Here is an 18,489-nt window from a genome sequence, read left to right on the forward strand (position 1 = left end):
TCACCCAGCCACCCAGTCACCACTTCGGGAGCAGTCCGTGATCGACCGCAAGAGCCTCCTCAGCGACCTGCAGAAGCAGGTGAAGGCGGCAGAGACCGACCTGGACGCCCAGGTCAAGACCGTTCCGGAGGTCGGGGCACGGCTGCGCAGTGAGTACGACCAGGCGAAGAAGGTGGGGCGGACGGCGGCGACCTGGAACTCCTGGCTCGGGGAGCGGGTCACGCAGGTCGCGGTGGCGTGGGTGCTCGGCACGGTCTTCGTCCGGTTCAGCGAGGACAACCGGCTGATCACGGAGCCGTACATCACGGCGCCGGACGTGGCGGGGCGCGAGGTCGCCCAGGCCCGGTACGAGGACTACATGGCGAAGGACGCCGACCCGACGTACCGCGGGTGGCTGGAGACGGCGTTCGCGGAACTGGGCGCGGGGCAGGCGGGGCGGCTACTGTTCGACCAGGACCACAACCCGCTGTACCAGATTCCGCTGTCGCACGACGGGGCGGGAGCGCTGCTGGCGTTCTGGCGGGAGCAGAAGTCGGTGGAGCCGGAAGCGGAGGACGGCTCCGGCAGCACGTCGGTGCTGGTGCACGACTTCACCGACGCGCTGAGCGAGGACGGCACGGAGGGCTGGGACACCCGGTTCCTGGGTGACCTGTACCAGGACCTGAGCGAGGCGGCGCGAAAGACGTACGCGCTGCTCCAGACCCCGGAGTTCGTGGAGGAGTTCATCCTCGACCGCACGATGACGCCTGCGGTGCGGGAGTTCGGTTTCGAAGAGCTGAAGATGATCGACCCGACGTGCGGGTCGGGGCACTTTGTGCTGGGCGCCTTCCGGCGGCTGGTTCGGCTGTGGAGTGAGGAGCGGCCGGAGGTCGGCGCGTACGAGCGGGTGCGGGCATCGCTGGAGTCGGTGCACGGGGTGGACCTGAATCCGTTCGCGGTGGCGGTGGCGCGGTTCCGGTTGCTCGTTGCGGCGATGGCGGCGAGCGGAATGCGGACGTTCGCGACGGCGCGGGAGTACGACTGGCCGATCCATCTGGCAGTGGGTGACTCGCTCATCAAGGACCGGCAGTTGGAACTGCCGCTGACGCTCGGCGAGGAGAGTGCGCCTGGCGACCCGCTGGCCGAGTTCTCGTACGCGACAGAGGATGTGCACGAGCACCCGGGAATTCTGCAGCAGGGGCGCTACCACGTGGTGGTGGGCAACCCGCCGTACATCACGGTCAAGGACAAAAAGCTGAACGAGCTTTACCGGGAGCTGTACGACGCATGCGCAGGGAAGTACGCATTGTCGGTTCCCTTCGCACAGCGGTTCTTCGAACTCGCTAAGCGCGGCATGGACAACGGGCACGATTGGGGGATGGTCGGCCAAATCACAGCCAGGTCGTTCATGAAGCGGGAATTCGGCGCGAAGCTCATTGAGGAATTCTTCGCGCAGAAAACTGAGCTCACCGAAGTAATCGACACCTCGGGGGCTTATATCCCAGAGCATGGAACGCCAACGGTTATCTTGGTCGGTAGGCCGAGGAGCGGCGGCAGACGATCGACGTCGACGCGAACAGCCCGCGGCGTGCAAGGGGAGCCAATCACACCCGAGAACGCAGAGGAAGGATTGGTTTGGCGGGCAATCGTGGAGCAAATTGATAGGCCTGGATCCGCCAGCCAATGGGTGTCAGTGGACGACTTGGAGAGCGAGCGTTGTTTCGGAAAGCATCCGTGGGTTCTAACTGCCGGCGGACAGGAAATGATCGACTCACTCAACAAAGGTGCAGCGGCAAAACTTTCCTCGATCGTTGAATCTGTAGGATCGAGCGCCATTACCGGGGACGACGACCTGTTCATCATCCCCAATCCGTCAGCCCGATGGGTCAACCTGAACATTCACCCCCTTCGCCCATTTCTCGAAGGTGATCAAGTTCGCGAATGGAGCTGCACCCCGGCAGCAAGCGCTATCTACCCTATGGGGGCGACCCCCAAAGAGCGCCAAACCCTGGAGAAGGTTCAGCTCTGGCCAGGCCGCAGGATCCTCCGCGGGACTCTATACTTCGGAAAGACTAAAGAGCAACGATCCATGCCATGGTCAGATTACGCCTTCCACAAGGCAGATCGACTGCAATCACGATTCTTGATTACATTCTCTTTCGTTGCCACCCATAATCACTTCGCACTCGATCGAGGTGGGCGCATCCACAATAAATCCGCCTCCGTGATCAAGCTCCAGAAAGGGGTAACCGAGAAAGATTACATTCAGATTCTCGGACTACTCAATAGCTCCACATCTGGATTCTGGCTCAAAATGGTGAGCCACAATATGGGCGCTGGAGGGATTGGCGGAGGGATTGCCGCAGAGCAATGGGAACAGTTCTACCAATTCAACGGAACCAAGATCAACGAATTTCCTCTTCCGGGCGACTTTCCCACGATTCTCGCTACCGAGATCGACTCTCTCACCCAGGACCTGTTCACTGCGACCCCAGCCGCACTGGTGGCTGAATCTCTTCCCACTGTCTATGCGCTGCGTGAAGCCCAAGCTCGCTACGACATCACCCGAGCCCGTATGATCGCCCTCCAAGAGGAGCTCGACTGGCAGGTCTACTCCCTCTACGACCTGCACTCCGAGGACCTGCGTCTGCCCGACTCATCCGCTGTCCCGGAACTTGCCCTCGGTGAGCGGGCCTTCGAGATCGTCCTCGCGCGCCGAGTCAAGGCCGGCGAGGCAAGTGGTGAGTGGTTCAAGCGGCACGGGTCCACGCCCATCACCGACATCCCCGCCCACTGGCCTGACGACTACCGCGCTCTCGTGCAGAAGCGGATCGAGGTCATCGAGTCGAACCGTGCCATCGGCATGATCGAGCGTCCGGAGTACAAGCGGCGCTGGGCAACCGAGGGGTGGGACTCCATGCGGCAGAAGGCGCTGAAGTCCTGGCTGCTCAATCGCATCGAGAACCGCTCCTACTGGTTCGACGCGAACGACAACCCCACCGTCACCACTCTCGCCCGCCTCACCGAAGCCCTGTCCGCCGACGAGGACTTCACCTCCGTTGCCGACCTCTACGCCCCCCGGCAGGACCTCGCCAAGACCGTCCGCGATCTGCTCTCCGAGGAACACGTCCCCTTCGTCTCGGCTCTTCGCTACAAGCCCGCCGCGCTCAAGAAGCGGGCTGACTGGGAGCACGTCTGGGATCTTCAGCGGGAGGAGGACGCCGCGCCGGACGAGCCCGCCAAGCGGAAGATTCGGGAGCGGACGCCCGTACCGCCGAAGTACACGTCGGCCGACTTCCTCAAGCCCAGTTACTGGCGGGCCCGCGGCAAGCTCGACGTGCCCAAGGAGCGGTTCGTCTCGTACGGCACGGTGAACGCGCAGTCGCCCGAGCTGTACGGGTGGGCCGGCTGGGACCACCTGGAGCAGGCGCTCGCGCTGGCCTCGTACATCCAGACCGCCGGTCTCAGCAACGAGGAGATCGTGCCGTTCCTGGCCGGCCTGCTGGAGCTCCAGCCCTGGCTGGACCAGTGGTACGGCGAGTACGACGCCGAGTTCGCCGCGTCCCCCGCCGCCGAGATCCTCGCCTTCCGCCAGCAGAAGCAGGGCGAGCTCGGTCTGAGCAACGACACGCTGCGCGCCTGGCGCCCCGCCCCCGCCACCCGCGCGAAGAAGGCCGCCGCCCCCAGGAAGAAGGCAGCGGCCTCCGCAGAGTCCGCCTGAACAGTGCGTCTGTGAGGTGGCTGATCCGCCGCCTCACAGACGCCGGTCAGGCACCCGACACGTGCGCGGCGAAAGCCGCCCAGGCACCGGGGGCGACGGCGAACGAGTCGCGGTCGAGGTCCTTGGAGTCCCGCACATGGACCGCTTCGGCGTCCAGTGCGACCTCGATGCAGTTGTCGCCTTCGCTTCCGCTGTAGCTGCTCTTGAACCAGCCCAGGTATTCCGTGGTGCTCATAGCGCTCCTCGCATCTGTTCCAGCAAGCTCACCGTAGCCCGGCAATCCAGGGCCTGGGAACGCAGCTTGCCATAGCGCTGGAGGAGCACACTGACGTCGTTCGGAGCAGTGATCAGGCTGCTGGAGCGCTGACCTTCGACGTAGCCGATCCACTGGTGCCCAGGCCGCTCGGCCAGGTACATCTGACCGTCGACGCCGGTGTGATCCTCCTGCTGAAGCGGCATCACCTGGATCTCCACGTTGCGTTGGCTGCCAACGTCGAGTAGGTGGTCGATGACCGAGCGCGTGACCTCGGCTCCTCCCAAGCGGCGTTCGAGCAACGCTTGCTCGATGACGAAGCTGAAGGCGGTGTTCGGCCGCTGCGTGAGCAGTTTCTGACGGTCCAGCCGAGCGGCAACCTCGCGTTCCAGCTGCTCCTCAGTCACAGGCGGGAGTCTGCGGTCGAACAGTGCCCGGACGTACCCCTCGGTCTGCAGCAACCCCGGAATCGCCCGGCACTCGTACGCGTACAGCGTGATGGCCTCTTCCTCGATCCCCGCCCACTGCAGGAACCAGGAAGCCAGCCCTGCCTTCCTCCGCAGGGTCTTCGCGGCTGCCGCGAGAACCTTGCCCGCGACGGGTCCCAGCGCCTCGCCCGCCTTCCCGGGCAGCGTCTCCGGCGGGAACCGCCTGCCCTGCTCGATCTTCGCGACATACGCCGGCGAGTACCGCACCCGGGCCGCGAGCTCCTCCTGCGTGAACCCTCCGGCCTCCCGCAGCGCCTTCAAGACGGCCCCGAACGTCTGGAGACTGTCCGACAGTTCGGTTTCACCACACACCGCCGTACCGCTGCCGTCCTGGTCCGCCGTCATCGCCGCCCCGCTTTCCGTGCTCTGTGCCATGCGCCCCGTACGCCGCGTCGGCCAACCAGCCCAAAATTACCTTGGGTCACTCGGCAAGCCCCGAGAGTGAACCAGGACAGACGCATCTGTATGGGCAGCGTCCTTGCAGACCGGCGGGCACAGCAAGCCCTCCCGGACGGTTGTGCGCACGACGGCATCCCAGGCCACACCGCCCCGGCCGTCCGCCGATCGCGTGGCAGGCGACGGTCTCGGTCGGCGGCCCGACCCACCAGCTTGGGCAGGCCCTCGCAGCGGCGAGCGTGCCTCTCATGCGTTCTCCGCCGCGTCGGTCACATCTCCGCGCAGGAGTGCCCGTTTGGCGTCGACCACCGCTTGGTCCACGGGCCCGTGTTCGGCTTCGGCCTCCGCGATCAGCTCGCGCAGCCGTTCCCGTTCGAGCCGGCGCTGCAGGAGTGCTGCCGCGGACGCGGACCTACCGTGAGTGCCGGTGCGCGCCCCGAGGGCGGCGATGACGCCGTCGGGAGGGACGACGGAGACCGGGCGGGCGGGGCCTTCGCCCGGGATGGAGTCAGGGTTGGCGCTCATGGAGCAACTTTCCCCCAGGGGCCGCAGACGCGACCGGATCAGCACCCACCCGGTCCAGAGCGTGAACCCGCACACGTGGATCTGTACGGGTGGCGTCCCTGTCGGCACGACGGGCACCGCCGTTACCCGGCTCGACGACCGGGGTGGGCTCCTCCTCGTGCAGCGCGGGGCCCGTGCGGCTGGTGAAACGCGTGGTCGCCGCTGCGTCCCCGGCGTCACGCACTGTGCTAAGCGGATGCTGTGAATCGCACGGCGCACTGTCGGCGGCGCCCACTACGATTGCTCGGGCAGCTCAGCTGATCGAGCTGCCCGAGGACCGGCCGGGCGAGGAGCTTCACAGACACCATGGCGTTCATGAGCAGGAACACCCCCCGCCCCGAGGACCGCCCCCTCCTTCGCGAGCTGATCCACATCCCGGAGCGGGTCTCGACCTCCGACTTCGTGCTGAAGCTCGGCGAGGCCGTCACGCCCGAGGGCGCCGAGGCCGCTCTGCAGGACTACGTCGTCACCGACCGCCTGCGCGGCAACTTCGACGAAGCCCTCGACCTGATCAAGTCGGCGCTCGACAGCCACTCCTCCAAGGCCGCCTACCTGCACGGCTCGTTCGGTTCCGGTAAGTCGCACTTCATGGCGGTGCTCTACGCCCTGCTCTCCGGCCACCAGGCCGCCCGCTCCAAGACGGGCCTCGACCCCGTCCGCGGCAACCACTCCTGGCTGGACGCGGGGGACCGCACGTTCCTCCTCGTCCCGTACCACATGCTCGGCGCCAAGTCCCTTGAGCAGCGCATCCTCGGCAAGTACGTGGAGCACGTGCGCAAGGTGCACCCGGGCTGCGATCTGCCGCAGGTCTATCTGACCGACGGCCTCTTCGAGGACTTCGCCGCCCACCGCCGTGGCAGCGGCGACGACCGGGTGATCGCGCAGCTCGCCGAGGCGGACAGCGGTGAGGGCGACGAGTGGGGCGAGGCGTTCGCCTGGACCACCGAGCTGCTCGACCAGGCCGTCGCCGCGCAGGAGGAGCACGAGAACACCAAGGGCTTCGACCTGGACAACCCGACCACCCCGCAGGAGCTGCGGGCACGGCTCGTCCAGGACCTGACCAAGACCCTCTTCCCGTCCTTCGCCCGCAACGCCTCGGAGAACTCCGACGGTTTCGTCTCCCTGGACAAGGGCCTCGGCATCATCGCCGCGCACGCCAAGTCCCTCGGCTACGACGGCCTCGTCCTCTTCATGGACGAGCTGATCCTGTGGCTGGCCACCCTCATCCACGACCAGAAGGCGCTCGGTCGCGAGGCGGGCAAGGTCACCAACTTCGTGGAGGGCGCCGACGAGCGCCGCGCCATCCCCGTCGTCTCGTTCATCGCGCGTCAGCGTGACCTGCGCGAGCTGGTCGGCGAGGAGATGTCCGGCGCCGCCGAGGCCGCCGTGCAGGACACGCTGAAGCTCAACGGCGGCCGGTACGACTCGATCGTCCTGGAGGACCGCAACCTCCCGACGATCGCACGGGCCCGACTGCTGAACCCCGTCGACGACGAGGCCGAGGCGAAGGTCGCGGCGGCCTTCGACGAGGCGAAGAGGCTCGGCCCGGACGTCTGGCAGACCCTGCTCGGCCACAAGGACTCCACCACCGGCGCGGACGAGGACGCCTTCCGGCGCACCTACCCCTTCCCGCCGGCCTTCATGGACACCCTGGTGCACATCTCCGGTGCTTTGCAGCGCTCCCGCACCGGCCTCAAGCTGATGAGCCAGCTGCTGGTCGACCACCGGGACGACTGGCGGCTCGGCCAGCTCGTACCGCTCGGCGATCTGTACCCGGCGATCGTCGGCGGCGGCGACAAGGCGTTCAGCGGCGAGACCAGCGTTCACTTCGAGGCGGCGGACAAGCTGTACCGCGAGAAGCTGCGCCCGTACCTGCTGAAGACCAACCAGGTCACCGAGGACGACGTGGAGACGTACCGGCGCCGTCCGGAATCGATCGACGACCCGCAGCTGAAGGCCCGCTGCCGGGACTTCACCGGTGACAGCCGGCTGATCCAGACGCTGCTCCTCTCCGCGCTCGCGCCGAGCGTCCCCGCCCTGTCCGACCTGACCCTGGCCCGGCTCAACGCGCTCAACCACGGGTCCATCACCACCCGGATCGCCGGCACCGAGATCGGCCGCCTGGAGCAGAAGACCAAGGAGTGGGCGGCGACCTTCCCGGAGATCAAGGTCGCCGGCACCGGCCCCGGCGCGGTCGTCCGCCTGGAGCTGACCGGCGTCGACCTCGACGCGGTGCTCGCCAACGCCCAGGTCCACAACAACCTGGGCAACCGCCGGGCCACCATGCGCACCCTGTTGAAGGAGGCGCTCGGCGTCACCGACGGGGCCGGCGGGTTCGACCCGTACGACACCCTCGACCTGGTGTGGAAGGGCACCGAGCGGCAGGTCGAGGTGGTCTTCGGGAACGTCGCCGACGTCGACTCGCTGTCGGACGCGGCGCTGCGGCCCAGCCAGGAGGACGCCTGGCGGCTCGTCGTCGGCTTCCCGTACGACGAGGGCGAGTTCGGGCCGATGGACGACCTGCAGCGGCTGCGCACGCTGCGGGAGAAGACGGGCGGCGCCTCGCGGACCCTGGCCTGGCTGCCCACCCACCTCACCGACGCGACCCGCGGCGACTTCGAGCGTCTCGTCGTCATCACCAAGGCACTCTCCGACGAGGCCCGCTTCGACTCCGAGTTCGCGCGCAGTCTCAACGCCGACGACAAGGCCCGCGCCAAGGGCATGCTGCAGTCGCAGCGGGAGGTCCTCACCGAGCGGGTCCTGGGCGCGCTGAAGCAGGCCTACGGACTCGCGCAGAAGCAGGAAGGCGTCGTCGACCTCGGCTTCGCCACCCACCTGGAGGCCCAGCAGCAGGTGGCGGGGCTCCAGCTGCCGATCGGCGCGCAGCTGGGCGACGCCGCACGTCAACTGGCCGGAAAGCTGCTCGGCCACCAGTTCCCCGCCCACCCCGAGCTGGACCCGGAGGGCACCGGGAAGCCGCTACGGGCCGCCGAGCTCAGAACCGTCTTCGAGTACGTGCGCAGGGCCGCCGAGGACCGTGACGGGCAGGTGGAGGTCGAGGCCAAGGACCGCAAGGTCATGGCGCGGATCGCGGGCGGCCTGGGGCTCGGTGCGATGCACGAGGCGTACTACCGGCAGTCCACGCTCTGGCTCGACCACTTCACCGCGCAGGCCCGGCGGGACGGGGTCGCCGAGCCGACCCTGGTCAAGCTTGCGGACTGGACCGACCGGCCCGACCCCCGCGGCCTGCCCGAGCCGCTGCGGCGGCTGCTGGCCGCCGCGTACGCGGAGATGTCCGACCGCGTGTGGGTGCGCGGCGGAGTCGCGGTCGAACCCGCGCCGCTGCCGAGCGACCTGAAGCGTGACTACGCACTGCGGGAGCAGCCGCTGCCCACCGAGGCGGACTGGGCCGAGGCACGCAAGCGGTACGAGACGGTGTTCGGCACCCCCGCGCCGCAGCTGCGTCGCGGGCGGATCGTGAACCAGTTCGCCGGGCAGATCCGCAAGGCCGCGAACGGGTTCGCGCCCGACGCGGAACGGCTCGTCACGGAGCTGGAGAAGCACCGGAGGTTCCTGCACCTGGACGACGCCTCGCCGCGCCTCGTGCTCGCCCGGCGGGCCCAGGAGCTGGTGGACGCGGTGCGCGAGGAGAACCTGGGCGCCAAGGCAGTGGTCGACCGGCTGGCCGGCTTCGACCTCGGCGGCTTCACCGCCCACCGGTACGGCATGTCGCTGACCGGTGCCCGGGCCGTCGCCGACGCGCTGCAGAACACCAGCTGGAGTGAGCAGCTGGAGCTGGCCGACACGCTCGGCCGGGACGGGGCGGCGATCATGGAGCGGGTGCGCGACGCCGCCGCCGGCGACCCCGGCGACTATCCCGACCTGCCGTCCGTGCTGAAGAAGGGCAGCCGGGAGGTGATGGCGCTGCTCCGGTCCCGGCAGAGCCCGACGCCGGCCCCGGAGCCGCAGCCCGCCGCTGCGGGGCTCGGCGCCGAGGCGGTGCCCCTGGACGGCGGCTCCGCCCATCCGCAGGTGCTGCCGACGCCGCCCGCGCCGCGTGATCCGGCCCGCCCGGTGGCCCGCTCCGGTGGTGGCCGGACGACGGCCGCCAAGGCGGTCGTGGAGCTGCAGGCCGAGATCGCGGCGCTCGCCGCGGCCCACCCCGACGCCACCGTCGAGGTCACCTGGAAGGTCGTCGACTGATGTCCGGCACGATCGCCGCCACCCCTGCCGGGCCGGACCCGTCCGCCGCGGGTCCCGCCCGCCTCTCGGTGAGCACGGTCCGCCAGTTCGTCACCGCGCGCAGCAAGCTCTGCGACGGCGCGGTCCGCGTCATGCTGCTGCGGGCCACCCCGCAGTGGGACGGGGCCGCCGAGCAGCCGACGGCGGACGGGACGCGGGTCCGGGTGGCCGTCGCGCCGTCCGTCCTGGCGGTGCACGAGCAGATCCTGGGCCACCTGGAGGCGCCGGCACCGCCGGAGCCACGCGTCCTCGTCGTCCTCACCGACCGGGAGAACACCGAGCTCGACCCCGGTCTGCTCGCCCGCGTCTACGGTCACCGCATCAGGTCCGTCGACAACTGGGAGGTGGTGCAGGAGGCGTTCGGGGCGAGCGGCCTCGACACCCGGCTGCGCGGCGAGACCTGGGCGGCCGAAGCGCTCTTGGACGCGGCCGGCACCCGGGGGTGGCGCACGATCGGCAGGGGCGTGCTCTCCCGCGACGAGGCCCTCGCCCGGCTGACCCGGCGGCGCCTCCGCCTCGACGACGACAGCGGCGACACGCCGGCGGGTCGCGTCCCGCCGGGAGCGTCGGACCGGGTCGACCCCGTCGCCCTGTTCCGGTGGACCCTCACCCCCGGCGGCCCGGAGCTCCTGCGCGAGCTGCGCGGCCCGGAGAAGGCCGGGCTCTCCCGCTTCCTCGCCGCGCCCGAGCAGGGCGGCGCCGCGGGCAGGGTGATCACGGCGCTGGTCGATGCCGACCACGGCCCCGACGCCGCTGCCTACGCGGTGGTCTGCGCCGCGCTGTGGGGCCACGCGGAGGCCGACCACGACCTGTACCGCGCACGCGGCCGGGCCGAACGGTGGCTGGGCGAGCAGCCGCCCGCCCAGGGCGACGAACTCGACCGTCTCCTCGCCTCCTTCGCCCGCAGCGGCGAGGCGTACGTACGCGATCTTCTCGACCGAGGTGAGCACCGCCTCGCCGACCCGGTCCTGACCCGGGCCGCCCAGCTGGTCTCCCAGTTCGGGGCGCAGGCAGCCGCCACCGCCAGTCCGCTCCTGCCCGCCGGGCTCGACGCCCGGTTCGCCGCCGCCGGTCACGCGCTGGCCGGCGACTCGAGCGAGGTGGTCACGGACTCCGTCACCGCGCTCCGCACGCACGCCCTCGCCCGCCGCGACGGCGAGACCCGGGCCCGGATCGAGCGGGTCCGGATGGCCGTCCGGCTGCGGCGCTGGCTGGCCGGGAACCCGTCGGAGACGATCGACTCGGTGTCCGACGGGACGGACCGCCAGATCCGCGAGCTCGGCTGGGCCGACCGCGCGCTGGAACACCTGGAGGCGGGCGGCGACCCCGACGCCGTCCTCGCCGGCGCGTACAACCGGATCGGCGACCAGGTGCGACGGACCCGCCGCGCGCTCGACCACGCCTTCAGCGAACGGCTCGCCGTGTGGACGGCGGACGCCGGCTCCGCCGGCTCCCTGCTCACCGTCGAGTCGCTCCTGACGCGCGTCGTCGCGCCGGTCGTCGCCGAGCCGGGGCGCCGGGTCCTGCTGCTGCTCCTGGACGGGATGAGCGCGGCCGTCGCGGCCGAGCTGGGGCAGGAACTGCGGCGGCAGTGGGCCGAGTTCGACCCGCTCCCCGGGGCGCACGGCGCACCGGTGCGCCGTGGCGTGGCAGCAGCGCTGCCCACCCTCACCGCCGTCTCACGCACCTCGCTCTTCACCGGAACCCTGATGAAGGGCGACCAGAACGACGAGAAGCGGCTCTTCCCTCTCCACGCCTGCTGGCAGGGGGCCCCGGCGGCCGTCTTCCACAAGGACGACCTGCGCGGCCCCGACACCGGCTCTCCCTTCTCCACCGCCCTCGGCGAGGCCCTCGCCGACGAGCGCATGCACGTCGCCGTCGTCCTCAACACCGTCGACGACCGGCTCGCCAAGGAGCAGAAGCTCGGGGACGGAGCCTGGCGCGCCAACGAAGTCAGTGGTCTCGAAGCGCTGTTGCGGGCCGCGCGGGCCAACGGCATGACCGTGCTGCTGACCTCCGACCACGGCCATGTCGTCGAACGGCGGAGCAGCAAGCTCGACGCCCCTGCCGGAGCCATCGGTTCGTCCCGTCACCGTGGCCCCGGCGGTCCGGTGGCCCCCTCGGAGATCGCACTGGCCGGGCCGCGCGTGGTCTGGCCGGAGCCCGGCGCGCACATCGTCGCGCTGCGCGACCACGACGCCCGGTACACCGCCCTCAAGGCGGGCTACCACGGCGGGGCGACGCTGGCCGAGTTCACCGTTCCGCTGCTCGCCCTGCTGCCCTTCGGCGCCGAACCACCGCAGGGATGGCGGGAGTTGGGCGATCCGGCTCCGCTGTGGTGGTCCGAGGGGACGGGCATCGAGACGGAAGCCGGTGCCGAGGCCGTCACCGCCTCCGGCGTCGCTGCGCCCGCGGCCACGCCGTCGCGTCCCGGCGCCAAGCAGACCAGGAAAGCCACCCAGCCCCCGGCGGAGGGCGTCATCAGTCTCTTCGGCGAGGACGCGCTCGCCCCGCTCGCCTCCCCGAACCCTGCCGACCCCGCGACCAAGCCCGAAGCACCCTCCCCCCAGGCCCAGTCCCCTGCCGTCGCGCTCGTGGAACGTCTCGTCGCCACCGAGCTGTACGCGGCGCAGCTGGAGCTGCTCGCCCGGAAGCCCCGGGAGCCGTCCTCCCTCCCCAAGGCGCTGGTCGCCCTCGTCGAAGCGGGCACCCTGCCCCTGACCGCCCTGGCCGAACGCGCGGGCCAGCCCGCCAGCCGCGCCCACGGCTTCGCCGCGACCCTGGCCCAGCTCCTCAACTACGACGGCGCCCAGATCCTGGAGATTCTCCCCGACAACCGCACCCTGCGCCTGCACCGCGCGCAGCTGATCGAGCAGTTCGGACTGCGCACCCCGTGAGCACGACCAATCCGATCTGACTGTCGGCACTCCGGCCCTCCGGCCGCCTCGCCGATGGGAGACTGTCCGGGTGAACTCGTTCGGATCCTCAACTCCCCGTGCCGGTGTACCCGTCGGCGCCGTACGCCGCCGTGCCGTCGTGGACGCGTTGCGACGCGGTGCCGTCCCCGAGAGCGGCCTCGACCTGCTCGCCACCGGCCTGGGCCGCTTCGAGCAGGCGATCGACGAGGAACTCGACACCGTCGCCGCCGGCGGCTCGGTGTTCAAGGCGGTGCGCGGTGAGTACGGCTCCGGCAAGACGTTCTTCACCCGCTGGCTCTGCGAGCGGGCCAAGCGGCGCAGCTTCGCCGTGGCCGAGGTACAGGTGTCGGAGACCGAGACCCCGCTGCACAAGCTGGAGACGGTCTACCGACGGCTCACCGAACGCCTGACCACCCCGAGCTTCCCGCCCAGTGCGCTGCGGCCCGTCGCCGATGCCTGGTTCTACGCCCTGGAGGAGGACGCGCTCGCCGACGGCGCGGCCGAGAGCGACCTGCCGCAGGCCGTGGAACGGCTGCTCACCGCCCGCCTGGCCGAGGTGTCCCGCCAGGCCCCCGCCTTCGCCACCGCCCTGCGCGGGTACAAGCAGTCCCTCGACGCCGGTGACGAGGCGACCGCCGCCGCGGTGATGGCCTGGCTCGGCGGCCAGCCGCACGTCGCCGCCGCCGCCCGGCGCAGCGCGGGGGTCCGCGGCGACCTCGACCACTTCGGCGCCTTCGGCTTCCTCCAGGGGTTGCTGACCATGCTCAAGGACGCGGGGCACGGCGGGCTCGTGCTCGTCCTGGACGAAGTGGAGACGCTGCAGCGGGTCCGCTCCGACGCCCGTGACAAGGCGCTCAACGCCCTGCGCCAGCTCATCGACGAGGTGCACTCCGGTCGGTTCCCCGGCCTCTACCTCGTCATCACCGGCACGCCCGCCTTCTACGACGGACAGCAGGGCATCCAGCGCCTCCCCCCGCTCGCCCAGCGCCTGGCCACCGACTTCACCACCGATCCGCGCTTCGACAACCCGCGTGCGGTGCAGATCCGGCTCCCCGGATTCACCGAGGAGTCCCTGACCGCTCTGGGTGCCACCATCCGCGACCTGTACGCGGACGGCGTCTCCACCCCCGACTCCGCCGAGCGGATCAAGCGACTCGCCGACGACGCGTACCTTGCGGACCTGGCACGGGCCGTGGGCGGGGCGCTGGGAGGCAGAGTCGGAGTCGCACCGCGCCTCTACCTGAAGAAGCTGGTCGGGGACGTCCTCGACCGGATCGACCAGTTCGACGACTTCGATCCGCGTGCGCACTACACCTTGACCCTCGGCAGCGGTGATCTCACGGCCACCGAACGCAACCTCGCCGCGCCGCCGGCTGCCACGTCGGCCGACGACCTCGACCTCGACCTCTGATCGGTCGCCTTCCCCTCCCCCTTCCCGTTCCCGTTCCCGTTCCCGGAAGACCAAGCGCAGGGAGCCACCACGTGCAGGACCAGCCGCCCGGCCCCGACCCGCTCGAACGCCTCGACCCGGTCGTCCTGCACCACATCGTCAACTCCCTCGGATGGCCCGATCTGCGCCCGTTGCAGAAGGCCGCCGTGGGGCCGCTGATGGACGGGGAGGACGCGATCCTGCTCGCGCCGACCGCGGGCGGGAAGACGGAAGCCGCCACCTTCCCTGTCCTGTCCGCCATGCGGGAGCAGCACTGGACGGGCACCTCGGTCCTCTACCTGGCGCCGCTCAAAGCCCTCCTCAACAACCTCGTCCATCGTGTCGACAGCTACGCCCAGTGGCTCGGTCGCCGCGCCGCGCTCTGGCACGGCGACACCCCGGAGTCCGTACGCCGCCGCATCCGCACCGAGTCGCCCGACGTCCTGCTCACCACACCCGAGTCGCTCGAAGCGATGCTGATCAGTGTCAAGACGGACCACGCGAACATGCTCGGCCGGGTCCGTGCCGTGGTCATCGACGAGGTGCACGCCTTCGCGGGTGACGACCGTGGCTGGCACCTGCTTGCCGTGCTGGAGAGGCTGGAGCGGCTGGCCGGCCACCGCATCCAGCGGATCGGGCTCTCCGCCACCGTCGGCAACCCGGACGCACTGCTCACCTGGCTGCAGGGGGCACGCCCCGCCGAACGCCCGGGGCGGGTCGTCGCGCCCGGCGTGACTCTGCCGGACACCGCCGGGGACACCCCGCTGCCGAGGCCCGCCGGAGACGTCGAACTCGACTACGTCGGCTCACTCGCCAACGCCGCCAGGGTGGTCTCCGCCCTGCACCGCGGCGAGAAGCGTCTGGTCTTCTGCGACTCCCGCAAGCAGGTCGAGGAACTCGGTGCGGCGCTCCGGGGCCGCGACGTCACCGTGTTCCTCTCGCACGCCTCGCTCTCCACCGATGAGCGGGCGCGCTCCGAGCAGGCGTTCGCCGAGGCGCGCGACTGCGTCATCGTGTCCACCTCTACCCTGGAACTCGGCATCGACGTCGGCGACCTCGACCGAGTCATCCAGATCGACTCCCCCGGCAGCGTCGCCTCGTTCCTGCAACGCATCGGCCGTACCGGCCGCCGCGCCGACACCTCTCGCAACTGTCTCTTCCTCGCCACCAGCCCCGCGTCGCTGCTGCAGGCCGCCGGGCTGCTCACCCTCTGGTCCCGGGGTTGGGTCGAGCCCGTCACCCCGCCACCGTCACCTCGTCACCTCGTCGCCCAGCAACTGCTCGCGCTCACCCTGCAGGAACACCGCATCGGTGACCGGCTCTGGCCGGACCGGTGGAACGGCCTCGCGCCCTTCGACCGCTCGGCCACCCCGCTCCTGACGCACCTGATCGACGAGGGCTTCCTGGACAGCGACGACGGCATGCTCTTCATCGGCCCGCAGGCCGAGAAGCACTTCGGCCGCCGCCACTTCATGGAGCTCACCGCTTCCTTCACCGCGCCGCCCGAGTTCACCGTCCTCGCCGGGCGCACCGAGATCGGCACCACCGACCCCACCGTGCTCACCGAGGAACGCCCCGGCCCGCGCCGTCTGCTGCTCGCCGGGCGCAGCTGGCAGGTGACGTTCATCGACTGGGCCCGCCGCCGTGCCTTCGTCGAACCCGTCGAGGACGGCGGTGTGGCCAAATGGCAGGGCGGCGAGCCACGCGGCCTGTCGTTCACCCTCACCCGCGCCATGCGCGACGTCCTCCTCGGCACCGACCCGGACGTCCGGCTCACCCGCCGCGCCACCGCTGCCCTCGCCGAGCTGCGCACCGATCGCGCCCCCCACGAGGTCCACCCGGCCGGCACTCTCGTGGTCCGCGACGCCGATGCCACCCGCTGGTGGACCTGGGCCGGCTACCGCGCCAACGCGACCCTCGCCGCGTCCCTCGGCAACCTGGCCGACCCCGTCCAGCGGCCCACCGACACCCATCTCCGCCTGCGCCAGGACCTCTCCCCCGCCGACTGGAAGTCCGCTCGCGCCGAACTCCCGGACGCTCTCACGCTGCCCACCGTCGACCCACGCGCCGTCCGCGGCCTGAAGTTCTCCGCTGCCCTCCCGTCGCGCGTGGCCACCGCCACCCTGGCCGAACGCCTCGCGGACTTCGACGGGGCGCTGACCGCGGCGCGCGAGCCAGTGCGGCTCGAATGGGGGATGTGAACTCGGAGCCCCGGTCCTGGCACTCCAGATCTCTGCGCCTTCCTCCGAACATTGCTGCCACATCCGCCCGGGCGGTGGCGGACATCAGGCCGTCGAGCGCGCGGAAGAGCGGAGACCGTAGCGCACGGAGTCAAGCGACAGCGCCCGCGGACAGGCACCCCTCGTCTGCAGGCTGCAGGATCCTCACGCACTACAGACGGGGAGTCGCCGGAACGGTGCCGTCCCGGGCAGGGTCCGGAGGTACGCCAGAAAGGATCATGCCTCGGGCGCATCACGCCCGCACGTCAGAGCGCAAGATCGTCCGGGAGCAACCGGAACGCCTTGTGGTGGCCCAGCGGGCGCACCGCGCGGACGTTACGACGATCGAGGGTGAGCACCGCGTCGGTGTCGAAGTCGGCGGCGAGGGCCTCGTTCACCGCATCCGCCAGATCCTGGTCGAGGTCCCGTAGCGGGCGCGCACGCTGGGCGAGCCCCAGGTGGTCCTCCGCGATCTCGGGGACGGCGACACGGCCGCGACGCGTCCAGTTCCGGGTATCGTCGACGGCGCTGAGCTCGGCTTCACGACCGAGTTCGCGAGTCGCCACGTGATAGATCTCCGCAAGAAGCAGCGGCGACATCACCAACAGACCGGCGGCCATGATCGCTACGTTCGACGTCTGGTGCTCGGGGTGGGTGGAGTCGAGCGCAGCGAGGAACCCGGACGTATCCGCGATGACGATGATCACGCAGCGGTGCCTGCTTCGGTCTCGTGACGTGCAGCGTCGGCCACCGTGTCACGCACCTCGCTGCTGTCCAGCGTGCGACCGGCCCCCTCGAAAGTGCGGGAGAAGAGTGGCTCGTCCCAGACCCGGTTCGCCATGGCCGCGAGGTGGATGCCCTGCCGGATGATCTCGGCCTCGTTGATGCCGCGCCGCTTGGCCGCCGCCTTGATGATGGCGAGGTCCTCCGGGTCGGCATGGACGTTGGTTCGCTTCATGGACATGTACCAACGATGACGTATGTACCAGGTTGATGTATGAGCGTGAGCGAGACGGCTCCGACCAACCCCCCACCCACCTCCACTCCGGCCGACGCCGGCCAGGCGTTCCACGCCGGAGGTGTCGGTGTGGCCGGAGGTCTGGGCGACGCGGAGCATCGTGGGGTCGGCCCGTCGGGCGTGTCTCGGCCGGAGGCCCCGCGGCAGGCCGGGACGACCCGGCACCGACACCGTCACGCGCGTACCCGACTCCGGCGACCTCCCTCCCGGTCGGGCCGGCGAAAACGTGGCGCGCGGAGCCGGCAGGACCGGGTACCGTCATCGTCATGTTCTGCCAGACGCCGGTCTACGAGTGAGCGTGGCGGGCGCCCGCTGACGTCCCCCGACGTCGCGTCGCCGCCCGTCCCCCCGATGAATCCGCAGATCACTTCACCTCACCACCGGGAGAACCCGTGACCGACAGCAAGAACATCAACAACCCCGTGGGCCAGGGCGGCGGCCAGCGCAAGCGGCGGTCCCGCGCCGAGCAGCAGAACAACGGCCCGCACCGCAACCTCGACCGCCAGGGCGCCGCCGACCGCAAGGCGGAGCTGGTCCGCAAGATGCGCGAGAAGCTGAACGCAACCGAGAACGACACCGCGAACAGCTGACGCGCCGCCGCCACCGGGCGACCCCACCGCACAGGACAGGTCCCGGACCGCGACACCCGGTCCGGGCCCTGCGGCTCGTTCGGCGTCCCGCCGGAACGAGCCCCTGGCAGCCCGACGACGCCGAGACGATCGAGCGCCGCAGCGGACCGCAACCACGTCGCGAGAACGAAACGCGAGCCGGGCTCTCTCCCGGAACCCCCGACAAACGCCCTGACCGAGCAGTTACGCGAGCGCGGTGGGTCGGAGCGGGTCTCGATACAGACTTCAGGTAAGCGCGTCGTAGCACACGAAAGCGCGGGCACACCGACCGCTGCCTGTTGGGGTTAATGCAGAGCAGGACGTTACGCATCGGATGGGCACCGCTGCAGGACGGAACCCCCTCCTGCGGCGCTGTAGAGGTCGGACCTCTCCACCGTGGTGAACCGGAACATCTCCGGCGGAACCCTGCGCACGTCCCTCGCCCCTCGTCTCTCCACCAGCCTCCACCCCACCGTAGAGGGAGACACCGACGCTCGGGGCAGGAACAGAGCGTCGGCCTCGGCAAACGTGCCGTCGCCGCCCGAAGCTCGCGACGAAGCGGGACACCGTCGGGAGGGCCGTTGCCGTGAGCGGAACCGCCGCTCCGGGCCGCTCACGCTCCGACCTCCGGAGCCGGTTCCGGAGGGAGGTCGG

The 18,489-nt window shown here is 70.3% G+C and carries 11 protein-coding genes; 6 read left to right on the forward strand and 5 right to left on the reverse strand.

Annotated features, from left to right (window positions below):
- Positions 1–37 precede the first annotated feature (37 nt).
- A complete protein-coding gene (pglX, locus tag HCN56_RS02330; RefSeq protein WP_167967745.1) occupies positions 38–3,700 on the forward strand; it encodes a BREX-2 system adenine-specific DNA-methyltransferase PglX in 3,663 nt (1,220 codons plus the stop codon).
- 46 nt (positions 3,701–3,746) lie between these two features.
- Here pglX and HCN56_RS02335 read toward each other — a convergent pair whose 3' ends face one another.
- The 3 genes from HCN56_RS02335 to HCN56_RS02345 form a co-directional block, all read right to left on the reverse strand.
- Positions 3,747–3,935 carry a DUF397 domain-containing protein gene (locus HCN56_RS02335; protein WP_167967746.1) on the reverse strand — a complete coding sequence of 63 codons (189 nt, stop codon included), beginning with the start codon at positions 3,933–3,935 and terminating at the stop codon, positions 3,747–3,749.
- Entirely contained in the window at positions 3,932–4,786 is an 855-nt protein-coding gene (locus HCN56_RS02340; RefSeq protein ID WP_167967773.1) for a helix-turn-helix domain-containing protein, read from the reverse strand. The genes HCN56_RS02335 and HCN56_RS02340 overlap by 4 nt, the downstream gene beginning before the upstream one ends.
- A 297-nt stretch (positions 4,787–5,083) precedes the next feature.
- A complete protein-coding gene (locus HCN56_RS02345) occupies positions 5,084–5,362 on the reverse strand; it encodes a hypothetical protein (protein ID WP_167967747.1) in 279 nt (92 codons plus the stop codon).
- 345 nt (positions 5,363–5,707) lie between these two features.
- Here HCN56_RS02345 and pglY point away from each other — a divergent pair, with 345 nt between their 5' ends.
- The 4 genes from pglY (at position 5,708) to HCN56_RS02365 (ending at position 16,191) form a co-directional block, all read left to right on the forward strand.
- Positions 5,708–9,604 (forward strand): BREX-2 system ATPase PglY, encoded by a 3,897-nt coding sequence (gene pglY, locus HCN56_RS02350; protein ID WP_167967748.1) that lies wholly within the window; start codon positions 5,708–5,710, stop codon positions 9,602–9,604.
- Positions 9,604–12,540, forward strand: coding sequence for a BREX-2 system phosphatase PglZ (gene pglZ / locus HCN56_RS02355; RefSeq protein ID WP_167967749.1), 2,937 nt, complete (start codon positions 9,604–9,606; stop codon positions 12,538–12,540). The genes pglY and pglZ overlap by 1 nt, the downstream gene beginning before the upstream one ends.
- A gap of 70 nt (positions 12,541–12,610) precedes the next feature.
- Entirely contained in the window at positions 12,611–13,972 is a 1,362-nt protein-coding gene (brxD, locus tag HCN56_RS02360) for a BREX system ATP-binding protein BrxD (protein ID WP_167967750.1), read from the forward strand.
- A gap of 71 nt (positions 13,973–14,043) precedes the next feature.
- A complete protein-coding gene (locus tag HCN56_RS02365; protein ID WP_167967751.1) occupies positions 14,044–16,191 on the forward strand; it encodes a DEAD/DEAH box helicase in 2,148 nt (715 codons plus the stop codon).
- A gap of 284 nt (positions 16,192–16,475) precedes the next feature.
- On the opposite strand, the gene HCN56_RS02370 is transcribed toward HCN56_RS02365, so the two are convergent.
- Positions 16,476–16,916 (reverse strand): PIN domain-containing protein, encoded by a 441-nt coding sequence (locus tag HCN56_RS02370; RefSeq protein WP_167967752.1) that lies wholly within the window; start codon positions 16,914–16,916, stop codon positions 16,476–16,478.
- The gene (locus tag HCN56_RS02375) at positions 16,913–17,173 is read right to left on the reverse strand and encodes a ribbon-helix-helix domain-containing protein (RefSeq protein ID WP_167967753.1); all 261 of its coding nucleotides are present in this window, start codon (positions 17,171–17,173) and stop codon (positions 16,913–16,915) included. Before HCN56_RS02375 ends, HCN56_RS02370 begins: the two co-directional genes overlap by 4 nt.
- Positions 17,174–17,619: 446 nt before the next feature.
- Between HCN56_RS02375 and HCN56_RS02380 the strand changes: the two genes are divergently transcribed.
- A complete protein-coding gene (locus HCN56_RS02380; protein WP_167967754.1) occupies positions 17,620–17,817 on the forward strand; it encodes a DUF6243 family protein in 198 nt (65 codons plus the stop codon).
- Positions 17,818–18,489: the final 672 nt, after the last annotated feature.

It is taken from the genome of Streptomyces lonarensis, from assembly GCF_012033735.1.
GTDB lineage: Bacteria > Actinomycetota > Actinomycetes > Streptomycetales > Streptomycetaceae > Streptomyces > Streptomyces lonarensis.

Coding starts and splice junctions, on each gene's coding strand:
- HCN56_RS02335 (WP_167967746.1), bottom strand. CDS start 3,935: ATGAGCACCACGGAATACCTGGGCTGGTTCAAGAGCAGCTACAGCGGA.
- HCN56_RS02340 (WP_167967773.1), bottom strand. CDS start 4,786: ATGACGGCGGACCAGGACGGCAGCGGTACGGCGGTGTGTGGTGAAACC.
- HCN56_RS02345 (WP_167967747.1), bottom strand. CDS start 5,362: ATGAGCGCCAACCCTGACTCCATCCCGGGCGAAGGCCCCGCCCGCCCG.
- pglY (WP_167967748.1), top strand. CDS start 5,708: ATGGCGTTCATGAGCAGGAACACCCCCCGCCCCGAGGACCGCCCCCTC.
- pglZ (WP_167967749.1), top strand. CDS start 9,604: ATGTCCGGCACGATCGCCGCCACCCCTGCCGGGCCGGACCCGTCCGCC.
- HCN56_RS02375 (WP_167967753.1), bottom strand. CDS start 17,173: ATGTCCATGAAGCGAACCAACGTCCATGCCGACCCGGAGGACCTCGCC.